The following is a 5,830-nucleotide window of genomic DNA, read 5'->3' as shown; positions in this document are numbered from 1 at the left end:
GGGTGCGGAGATTGCGGACGGCACGATGAAGCGGCTGCGCGCGCTGCAGGCGTTCGACCGGCTGGGCGCGGGGTTCGCGATCAGTGCGCGCGACCTGGACATGCGGGGGGCGGGCGACCTGGTGGGCGAGGAGCAGGCCGGGCATATGAAGCTGATCGGGGTGGACCTGTACCAGCATCTGCTCGCCCAGGCGTTGAAGGCGGTGCGCGGGCAGGCGGCGGATCGCTGGCAACCGGTGCTGAACCTGGGAATGGCGGGGTCGCTGCCGGCGACGTGGATACCGGAGACGGACGTGCGGCTGACGCTGTACAGCCAGCTTGCCCATCTGGAGGACGTGGCGGCGCTGGAGGCGTTCACCGCGGAGATGGAGGATCGGTTCGGAGCGCTGCCGGAAGAGGCGGCGCAGTTGCTGGAGATGGTGCGGATCGGCATTCTGGCGTATGCGGCGGGCGTGCGTCAGATCGATGCCGGACCGACCGCCATCGCCTTCACTCCGCACGATCCCAAGGCCAAGCCGCGCAAACCCTTTGTCGCATCCAAGGGGCGGTGGGTGATACGCGAGGCGATCACCGATCCGCTGGCGCGCGGCGAGCGCATCCGGGAACTGCTCGACGATCGGCAGGACTGAGCCTAGTGGTGATGCCATGACCCCCGACCCCACTGCCCGCGATCGCCTCGTCCGTCGTGTGATCGCCACCGTCATGGTGCTGCTGTTCGTGGCGATCGCGGGCATGCTGGCACTGGGCGTGGCGTTCTGGCGAAGCTGACCGACAATAAACGCTAATGACTTGCAGTGACAGGTGCGGTAGGCCCGTGTCTGGTAACTGGAGGATATTGCGGTGAAGATCTGGATGTTCGCAGCCTTGTGTTCGCTGTCCGCAACCGGTCAGGCGCATGAGGTCTGGATCGAGCGCGACGGCACCGGCCCGGCGCGCATCTATCTGGGCGAGCCGGCCCAACCGATGCCGGCCGGCGGCGACCCGGAGTTCAAGCATCTGAAGGCGCCGCACCTGTCGCCGACCGCTAAGGCGCCTTTGCAGCGGCGTGCCGGCTATCTGGAGGCGATGGTGCCGGCGGGCGACGTGCGCGCCTGGGACGATGCGGTGTTCGCACCCTGGGGCGAGGCGAACGCGCGCGAGGGCGTGGTCTATTATGCGCGCGCGGGCCGAGGCGAAGCGAAGGCGGCATTGCCGCTGGAACTGGCGCCGGTGACCGTCAATGGCGACCGCTTCGTGCTGACGCGTGACGGTGCGCCGGTGGCGGATACGGAGGTGACGATCATCGCGCCGGACAAGACTTCGGTAAAGCGAACGACCGATGCGGGCGGGATGGTCGATGCCGCGCCACAGGCGAAAGGCCGTTACCTGCTGGTCGCGACCGTAAAGGATGACGGTGCGCGCGCGGCGAATGGCGAGACGCTGAAGACGCTGTACCGGATCACGACAACGAGCTTCGTGGTGCCGTAACGGGCGGAAGGGTTCGAGACGTTGGCGCGGGTGGTGGCGTGTCTCTCGATACGATGAACAGGTCGGATCGTCCCCCGGACGATCCTGAACATGCTGGGGGCATGTTCACCTGCTCATCTCGATACGCGGCTTTGCCGCTATTCGACGACTGCTCGAGACGAACGGGAGGGGGGGAAATTACCCGCCTTGTGTGGTCCGAACTCAGGTAGGCGCAATTGCCCTAACGGCGCAGTCGGGTGATCGCGGTATCGAGGGCGGACAGGAAGCGGGAGCGGTCTTCCTTGCCGAAGGGCGGTGGCCCGCCGATGCGGTCGCCGCCGGCGCGCAGGTCGCTCATGATCGCGCGAACGGCGACGGCGCTGCCGATCGAGTTGCTGGTGAAGGGGCGGCCGTTGGGGGCGACGACTGCACCGGCTCCCGCCTTCAGGCAACGGTCGGCCAGAAGTATGTCGGCGGTGATGACGATCGCGCCGCCATCGGTCGCCTCGACGATCCAGTCGTCCGCGGCGTCGAAGCCGTCATCGACCACGACCCGCGCGATAAGCGGATGCTGGGGCACGCGCAGATGCGCGTTGCTGACCACCGTCACCGGCACCTCGGTGCGCCAGGCGACACGGTAGATTTCGTCCTTCACCGGGCAGGCGTCGGCATCGACCAGGATGCGTAAGGGTGGAGCCATTGCCGCACCATGCCACGGCGCAGCCCTCCGCGCACGCTGAACATCGCGGGCTGGCGGTGGTTATGTGCCTCGACACCAGGAAGGATCTTGTGATGAGCGATCAACGACGAGGCGGCCTGTCGCCGCTGGCCGCAGGCGGCGTGGCAGTGGGTGTGCTGGGGCTGGCCGCGCTGCTGGGGCGGCGCAATGCACCTGATCCGTCGCACCCGCGCATCCGCCGCTGGTATCGCCGGCTGGACAAGCCCGGTTTCACCCCGCCCGATCCGGTGTTCGGCGCGGTGTGGCCGGTGCTGGAAACGCTGACCGCGGTGGGCGGATACCGGTTGCTCCGTCAGCCCCCCTCCCCTGCCCGCAACACCGCGGTCACCTTGTGGCTGGGCAACAGTGCGATGATCGGAGGATGGACCGAATTGTTCTTCCGCAAGCGCATGACCGGGCCGAGCGCGGTGGCGGCGGGCGCGATGGCGGTAACCACGGCCGCGCTGGCGGCAACGGCATGGCGGGTCGACCGACCCGCTGCGGCGACGGCGATGCCGCTGGCCGGCTGGCTGGGCTTTGCCACCGTGCTGGCCAGCGAGATCCGGCGCCGCAACCCGGACTGATCTTATGGAGGGGGCGGGAACATCGCGGCCGGTCCGACGATTGGGCGATGAATCGTTCGTCCAAAGGAAAGCCCATGTCGATCCGCAGCTTTGCGACCGTTTTCGGGGTGGTCTTCCTGTTGGCGGGCGTCGCCGGGTTCATTCCCGCCCTGTCACCCGTCCATGCCCATCCCGACCTGCACGTCACCGCGGGATCGCGCCTCGCGCTGGGGCTGTTTCCGGTCAACGTCCTGCACAATCTGGTGCATATCGCGTTCGGCCTGTGGGGTCTGGCTGCAGCGCGCAGCGTGGCGGGTGCCCGCTTCTATGGCAAGGGCGTCGCGGTGATCTATGGCCTGCTGACGCTGCTGGGCCTGATCCCGGCGACGGACACGACGTTCGGGCTGGTGCCGATCTATGGCAACGACATCTGGCTTCATGCCGGGCTGGCGCTGGTGGCGGGCTATTTCGGCTTCGCCCGAGACCTGCGCCGTACCGCGTAACGCTTGCGCGGGACGGTCATCCGGTCCACGCCCCGCCACGCACATCATCGAAGACGAGGACGACATGGCCAAGGCATATTGGGCGCAACTGATCGAGCTGGACGAGGACGTCGAGGCCAGCAAGATCCCCGGCGCGACCGATCATGAGGACGCGGCCGATACGCTGATCACCGATTTCGTCGGTGCGATGGGCGGCGAGATCACCAGCGGAGCGATCCGCGTGTGGCAGGAGGGTGGCCGCGAAAAGGTGTATGACTGGCGCGCCGAGTTCGAGTTGCCGGACGACTTCGACGAAAGTGACGATGAGGATATCGAGGTCGAGGGTGAGATCATCCTGATCGAACGGTTGGGATGAGGGCGGCTCCCCTTCCCTCCCGGGGAAGGGAGTCCCTTGCGCAAGGCGATTGCGCCCGCCGGCGAGACGGGCAACAAGCATCGGTAATCCCAAGGAGAACCCATGCGTCCCGCTTATGCCCTGATGTTGCTGCTGCTGCCCGCCAACGCGCCTGTCGCGGTGGTGCAAAGTCCGCCCCCCGCCGCGACGGCATCGCAGGATGCAGCGCTGCTGACGTTCCTTGACGATGCGTATGACGCACAACTGCGCCTGAGCCCGGAAGGGCAGACGCAGCTTGGCTTGAAGACCGATCAGGACCGGCTGGACGATTATACCGATGCCGCGGCGGTGCGCGAACGGGCACTGGCGGAGCGACAACTGACCGAGATGCGGGCACGCTTCCGGCCGGAGCAACTGGGCGAAAGCGCGCGGGTAAGCTATCGCCTCTTCGAATATGAGGTGGAACGGGGCCGGGCGTCCTTCCCCTTCCGCAAACTGCGCTTCCCGGTGTCGACGAACGGCAGCCCGGCGGGCGCGATCCCGGTGCTGCTGATCAACAACCACAAGGTCGACACCGTTGCCGATGCGCGCGCCTATATCGCCCGGCTGCGCGATACCGAGCGGGTGATGCGCGAGGTGACCGCGTTGATGCGCGAGCAGGCCGCGGCCGGGATCATCCCCAACACGGTGAATTTCGCACCGGCGCGGGCCGATGCGCGCAAGGTGGTGACCGGGGCTCCGTTCGACAGCGGGCCGGATTCGACGCTGTTGGCCGACTTTTCCAAGAAGGTCGCGGCCCTGAATGCGCCGGCCGCCACCAGGACGGCGCTGCTGAACGAGGCGAGGGCGGCGCTGACCGGGCCGTTCCTGCGCGGCTACAACCAGTTGTTCGCGACGCTGGATGCGATCGAGCCACTGTCCAAGGGCAATTTCGGCGCATGGAGCCTGCCGAACGGCGCGGCCTATTATGCCGATCGGCTGAAGAGTTCGACCACCACCGATCTTTCCGCCGACGAGATCCACGCGATCGGACTGAAGCAGGTCGCCGCGATCCGTCAGGAAATGGAGGCAGTGAAGCGCGAGGTGGGCTTCACCGGCACGCTGGAGCAGTTCTTTGACAAGATCCGCACCGATCCGACCCTGAAATATTCCAACGACGAGGCCGGGCGCGAGGCTTACCTGCGTGATGCGCGCGGGGTGATCGCCACGGTGATGGACGCCGCACCGCGCTGGTTCCGCGTGCTGCCCAAGGCGCCGCTGGAGGTGCGCGCGGTGGAAAAGTGGCGCGAGGGCACGGCGTCGACCGCCTTCTACAACCCGCCTTCCGCCGATGGATCGCGGCCGGGCATCTATTACGTCAACCTGGTCGACATGAACCAGACGCAGAAGGTGCAGGTCGCCGCCATCGCCGCGCATGAGGGCGCGCCGGGCCATCACTTCCAGATCGCGCGCCAGCAGGAGCTGACCGGTATCCCCAAATTCCGCAAGTTTGGCGGGTACGGCGCCTATGTCGAGGGCTGGGGCCTGTATTCGGAGCGACTGGCGGGCGAGATGGGGGTGTACAAGGATCCCTATGCGCGCTTCGGCATGTTGTCGCTGCAGGTGTGGCGCGCGATCCGATTGGTGCTGGATACCGGCATCCACTCCAAGCGGTGGACGCGCGAACAGGCGATCGCCTATTTCCGGGGCAACAGCTCGGTTGCGGACAGCGACATCGCGCGCGAGGTCGACCGGTATTTCAACTGGCCGGGTCAGGCGACCAGCTACATGATCGGGCAGTTGAAGATCGCCGAATTGCGCATCCGGGCGCAGCGGGAACTGGGCGACCGTTTCGACATTCGCGATTTCCATGAAGCGGTGCTGGGCCAGGGCGCGCTGCCGCTGGACGTGCTGGACGAACAGGTGACCCGCTACATCGCCGCCAAGCGGCGTTAGGATACGCGCCGGCGCTTGCCGCCCGCGGCCGCTTGGGCCAAGGGCGTCGCGCGTTTGTAACAAAGGGCCGGCGATGGTGCAGCACTTCCTTCTGGCGGCCACCGCCTGCGCCGCGGCGTGCCTGCCCGGGTCGGCCGCGGCGCAGGCCACGCAGCCCAGCATCGCCGACCTGCAACGCCAGATCGACGAGTTGAAGGCGACGATCGCGGAGTTGAAGGCGCAGCGTGGGCCGGCGCCACCCGCCGCGGTCGCCGCGACGCCGCCTGCTCCTGCTGTGGCGCCCTCACCTGCCCCGGTCCAGGTGGCGCACGCACCGGCCCCACCCCCCGCCC

The 5,830-nt window shown here is 67.4% G+C and carries 8 protein-coding genes and 1 pseudogene; 8 read left to right on the top strand and 1 reads right to left on the bottom strand.

All coding sequences use genetic code 11. The features are described 5' to 3' along the window. From Q0U08_RS17165 to Q0U08_RS17155, 3 genes are all read left to right on the top strand, one after another. Positions 1-628 (top strand): TRCF domain-containing protein (locus Q0U08_RS17165; RefSeq protein WP_367271152.1); only part of this gene is annotated, 628 nt, incomplete at its 5' end. A 16-nt stretch (positions 629-644) separates the two neighbouring features. Beyond that, on the top strand, positions 645-767 hold the full coding sequence (locus Q0U08_RS17160; RefSeq protein WP_298092836.1) for a hypothetical protein: 123 nt from the start codon (positions 645-647) through the stop codon (positions 765-767). A gap of 72 nt (positions 768-839) precedes the next feature. Beyond that, a complete protein-coding gene (locus Q0U08_RS17155; protein ID WP_298092834.1) occupies positions 840-1,466 on the top strand; it encodes a DUF4198 domain-containing protein in 627 nt (208 codons plus the stop codon). 220 nt (positions 1,467-1,686) lie between these two features. On the opposite strand, the gene Q0U08_RS17150 is transcribed toward Q0U08_RS17155, so the two are convergent. Then, positions 1,687-2,145, bottom strand: coding sequence for a YaiI/YqxD family protein (locus Q0U08_RS17150; RefSeq protein ID WP_298092833.1), 459 nt, complete (start codon positions 2,143-2,145; stop codon positions 1,687-1,689). Positions 2,146-2,237: 92 nt separating this feature from the next. Here Q0U08_RS17150 and Q0U08_RS17145 point away from each other — a divergent pair, with 92 nt between their 5' ends. From Q0U08_RS17145 to Q0U08_RS17125, 5 genes and pseudogenes are all read left to right on the top strand, one after another. Next, entirely contained in the window at positions 2,238-2,747 is a 510-nt protein-coding gene (locus Q0U08_RS17145; protein WP_298092832.1) for a TspO/MBR family protein, read from the top strand. Positions 2,748-2,821: 74 nt separating this feature from the next. Then, a complete protein-coding gene (locus Q0U08_RS17140) occupies positions 2,822-3,229 on the top strand; it encodes a DUF4383 domain-containing protein (protein ID WP_298092831.1) in 408 nt (135 codons plus the stop codon). A 64-nt stretch (positions 3,230-3,293) separates the two neighbouring features. Next, positions 3,294-3,584, top strand: coding sequence for a hypothetical protein (locus tag Q0U08_RS17135; RefSeq protein WP_298092829.1), 291 nt, complete (start codon positions 3,294-3,296; stop codon positions 3,582-3,584). A 102-nt stretch (positions 3,585-3,686) separates the two neighbouring features. Next, entirely contained in the window at positions 3,687-5,498 is a 1,812-nt protein-coding gene (locus Q0U08_RS17130; RefSeq protein WP_298092827.1) for a DUF885 family protein, read from the top strand. 73 nt (positions 5,499-5,571) lie between these two features. Then, positions 5,572-5,830: pseudogene (locus Q0U08_RS17125) on the top strand (porin); the annotation flags it as partial.

This window comes from uncultured Sphingomonas sp. (genome assembly GCF_946477935.1).
Taxonomy (GTDB): Bacteria; Pseudomonadota; Alphaproteobacteria; order Sphingomonadales; family Sphingomonadaceae; genus Sphingomonas.
The sequence above is the reverse complement of the archived record's forward strand: the minus strand, read 5'-3'. Positions and strand labels throughout refer to the sequence as shown.